The sequence below is a fragment of the Ramlibacter sp. genome (assembly GCF_013697775.1).
Lineage (GTDB): Bacteria > Pseudomonadota > Gammaproteobacteria > Burkholderiales > Burkholderiaceae_C > Ramlibacter.
This window is the reverse complement of record NZ_JACCWG010000171.1, coordinates 1-2,663: the sequence shown is the minus strand read 5'-3', so window position 1 is coordinate 2,663 and position 2,663 is coordinate 1. Positions and strand designations below refer to the sequence as shown.

Annotated in this window: 3 protein-coding genes; 1 reads left to right on the top strand and 2 read right to left on the bottom strand. The window is 62.7% G+C overall.

Translation table 11 applies throughout. The annotated features are described in order from the left end of the window. A partial coding sequence (locus tag H0U68_RS08475) for a CHC2 zinc finger domain-containing protein (protein ID WP_296354573.1) occupies positions 1-157 on the bottom strand: 157 nt, incomplete at its 3' end. A 176-nt stretch (positions 158-333) separates the two neighbouring features. On the opposite strand from H0U68_RS08475, the gene H0U68_RS08470 reads away from it, so the two are divergent. Then, a complete protein-coding gene (locus H0U68_RS08470; RefSeq protein ID WP_296354571.1) occupies positions 334-699 on the top strand; it encodes a helix-turn-helix transcriptional regulator in 366 nt (121 codons plus the stop codon). A 373-nt stretch (positions 700-1,072) separates the two neighbouring features. Here the strand turns inward: H0U68_RS08470 and H0U68_RS08465 are convergent, their stop codons facing one another. Further along, positions 1,073-2,041: a hypothetical protein gene (locus H0U68_RS08465; RefSeq protein WP_296354569.1), complete on the bottom strand. Its 969-nt coding sequence runs from the start codon at positions 2,039-2,041 to the stop codon at positions 1,073-1,075. Positions 2,042-2,663 lie beyond the last annotated feature (622 nt).

The window sequence follows — 2,663 nt, the reverse complement described above, 5'->3', positions numbered from 1 at the left end:
TGATTTTGAAGCTGGGCGATTTCTCCGCGTGGAACGGGCACAGGGCCACCAGGTCGCGGCCCACTCGCTTCAACTCGATGCCCGCCGCCTCCACCAGGCGCTGCACGCTCACTTCGTTCTTGATGCGTTCGATTTCGTCCTCGGGGATGCGCGCCATGTGTGCTCCTCGCTGAGTGGTTTCCCGACCACGTTTTGGGGTCATTCGGGCCGATCGACCTCGAACTTTTTTAATCGAGCGCGACCTTACCACATAATGTGGTCAGTAACCGCGTTTCGAGCAAACCACGGAGTTAAGGTATGGACCATCTGATTCACACAGCGGAGCGCCCACAGGTGGCCATCACTCAGGACGAGCGGGAATTTTTTGTGCAGCTGGGCGGCCGCGTGGCCGAGCTGCGCAAGCGCCAGGGCATGACCCAGGCGCAATTGGCCGAGACGTTGGAGGTGTCGCAGCAGACCGTGAACGCCTACGAGTCGGGCCAGCGGCGCGTGCCAGTGTCGATGCTGCCGACGCTGGCGCATACGTTCGGCGTGAGCGTCGAAGAGTTGATCGGCTCGCCTACACCGCGCACCGCTCGCAAGCGCGGGCCCACACCCACGTTGCAGCGGCACATGGAGCGCATCAGCGCACTACCTAAGCCGCGTCAGCGCGCCGTCATCGACGTGATCGAGGCGATGCTGCAGCAGCAGGCGCGCTGAACGAACGAAGGGCGGCTCGATGCGGCCCCTTCTCTTAGCAGCAGCTCCCCCGCAGGGGGAGTGGCTGGGTGTTTCTCTTCTTATTGCTTTGGTGCTGTCAGAAGGATGACGAACCCTGCGGCCACAGCAAGTACAGCCAAGAGCAACACACTTCCCAACGAAAGGGCCACGAGAGGATTGTTCGCAGGATTGCCGCCGATTACGAAGAAGAGGCCGGCAGTAGCGAACAGAGCGGCCGCACCAAAGTGCGCTAGACGCCAAGCCCAACGGAGTCGGCCAGCCGGGGGATCGAACTTCATCTTTTCGCGGTACAGGAAGAGCGCCACTACCGCGAAGAAGAAGCACACGACTGCATAGAGGACGTGGTTAGGCACTATCGCTTCCCTTGGTACAGATTGAAGATGTCGTAATTGGTTTGCCTCAGCTGGATTGCACCTGCGCCAGCTGCCTGCCCAACAGAGAAGCGAGCAGACGCGCGACCAATTCCTAAGTTGCCATCGGGATCAGACAGCACGGTAACGTTGCCGCCAAGACCCGCGTTTCCGAACGCAGTCGCTCCGTAGTACTTGGTGACACCAGGCGACGGCATGCCTTGACTGATCGCACCAACCACCCCGATAGAACCACCCTCCTGCGGACCGTGAACGATGCCCTCGATCTTGTACAGGTTGAGAGTGATGCGAGAGCTGCTGAGGCCAAGAGCAACACCGGTTTCGCCATAGCCGCCGATCAGACCGCCACCAGCGTTGGCACCGAAGCCCACCTGCACGGTGAATGCCGACGAGCCCGCACTACGCGTCGCAGGAATGCCCGACGAGTTCATGCCCATGTAGGACCAGCCCGGCGCAGGAGAGAACTGCGAGGGCGACGATGGCGCCATGGCTGCCTGCGTTGCGGCATTGATGTCGCTCGCCTTCACAGTGGCATTGAACGAAGCGTAGTAAGCCGCGTTCGCCTTCTGCTGGTAGTCGTCAGCCGCTGCGGTCATGCCGCGATCTCGCGCGTACTGAGCCGCATTCGCCAGCGTCATCGACTGCTTGCCAAGCGACTCCGCCTGCTGCTTCCAGTCCTGCGCCGTCAACGTCGCAGGCAGAGCCGATGGGCCTTGTCCAGCCGGGACGCGGTACTTCTGACCCAAGTCCGCAATGGGCGAACCATCCCCACCCACGGAGACGGGCGACTCAGGATCGATGTCGCGCACCACCACACCGCTGGCTCTCGTCGGCAGGCCATAAGGGTTGTTGCTCGCTTGCTGCAGGGCTTTGGCCTGCGAGAACGTCAACCCATTCACTCGCAGCGCATCTTCAACCGGCGGCTTGTAGCTGTCGCTCTGGCGGTCCATCTCGTTCTCGTAGAACTTGCTCGATGGATCGCGCGTCGGGTCGCCATTGGCCGCACTTGCCAGACTAGACCCCAACGCATTGCCAAATGCATTGGGTCTGACGCGCCGTCGTAGTCGCACGCCCGCACACCAAGGCCTGGCGCGGCTTTGAGCGGGGTTGTGGGCGGGCATCCAGTGCATGGCGAAGTCGCCATTTTGCCGATACGCGGTTTCGAGCCCGCAAAGGCAAAGCGGCTAAGGGAAGAAGGCTTGGGCCTTCCTCTCATAGCCGCTGGTGGTTGGGCACGGCGCGCCAGCGCCGTGCCGGCTGTTCGGTCCCCGGCTGTTTGGGGAGGGCTTGGCTGCTGTGGCCGCGGCGGGAAGCCCGCAGGGCTGAAGCGCGGGCGCAGCAGACGGGCCCGGGGTGGGCGGGCCTTCAACTCGTGTTGCTGCGCCGCGAGGCGCCTGGCTTCGTTGCCTGCGGTTTCGGCGCAGCCGATACCGCACCGTGCATGGTGGTTGGCGACAATTACCTTGGCTGGTCGACGACAACTATCTTGGCCGGTTGAAGGCCTACGCCGGGCGGGTCCGGGAGGCGGGGCTACTGTGAGCTTTTCGACGACAGATCGAAGGCGAACGGAAT